Here is a 668-nt window from a genome sequence, read left to right as displayed (position 1 = left end):
GCAAGTCGCTGGCCTTGATACCCGTGTCTTTCGCCAGCTCGGCCAGAGTCTCAGTAATGAAAGTCTGTTCCGACTTGATGCGGACCTGGGCGGCGCGACAGTTTTCAATTGCACCTATCAGCTTGCGACGGGATTCAGGATCAGATGGTAGTACATAAAAGCCGATTTGTTCTACAGACATTTGGTGTTCCTCTTGTTAAGTTCTCATGCCTTGTGGGATCAGATTAGTCCCGCAACGGCGTAAAAAGAAGTTTACGATTGAGTGATACTGGAACTTCGGGATGATCTCTACACCATCTTCCGTCGTATACCATTCCACTGTGTTGGTGCGCACTGGAAGGGGGAATGACGGCAGATCCAGCTGTACGAGTTCACCCTCTTGGCATATCATACCAATTCCATATTCCTCCCAGATTTTACGATTGTTGAAGAACTCCAGAGTCTGCTCCGGACTCAGCTCAATCGCTTGTTTGGTGTGGCACACCTGTTTGGCGGCCTGCACCAGGCCAGCCATAAAATCATTGTGTGACATGATGTGCTCCTAGTTTACATTCAGATCATAGAATTATACCCTATGACCCGCTTTATTGAATTGCCTAGAATTTCCAATTATTGACTGTTTGGGCTTTCTGCTCATCGCTGGCAGTAGCCCCGGACTTGTTGAGGTC

Annotated in this window: 2 protein-coding genes; both read right to left on the bottom strand. The window is 48.2% G+C overall.

Features of this window, described 5'->3' with window-relative positions:
• The coding region (locus G3A47_RS22835) for a hypothetical protein (protein WP_208328410.1) at positions 1-181 on the bottom strand (181 nt) is incomplete at its 3' end.
• A gap of 15 nt (positions 182-196) precedes the next feature.
• Complete coding sequence (locus tag G3A47_RS22830; RefSeq protein ID WP_166926581.1) at positions 197-532, bottom strand: hypothetical protein; 336 nt, start codon at positions 530-532, stop codon at positions 197-199.
• Positions 533-668: the final 136 nt, after the last annotated feature.

Source organism: Flavobacterium poyangense (genome assembly GCF_011751075.1).
Classification (GTDB): Bacteria; Bacteroidota; Bacteroidia; order Flavobacteriales; family Flavobacteriaceae; genus Flavobacterium; species Flavobacterium poyangense.
This window is presented reverse-complemented; position numbering and strand designations above follow the sequence as displayed.

Bases quoted from the DNA above. Each gene is read 5' to 3' on its own strand.
- G3A47_RS22830 (WP_166926581.1), bottom strand. From the start codon at position 532: ATGTCACACAATGATTTTATGGCTGGCCTGGTGCAGGCCGCCAAACAG.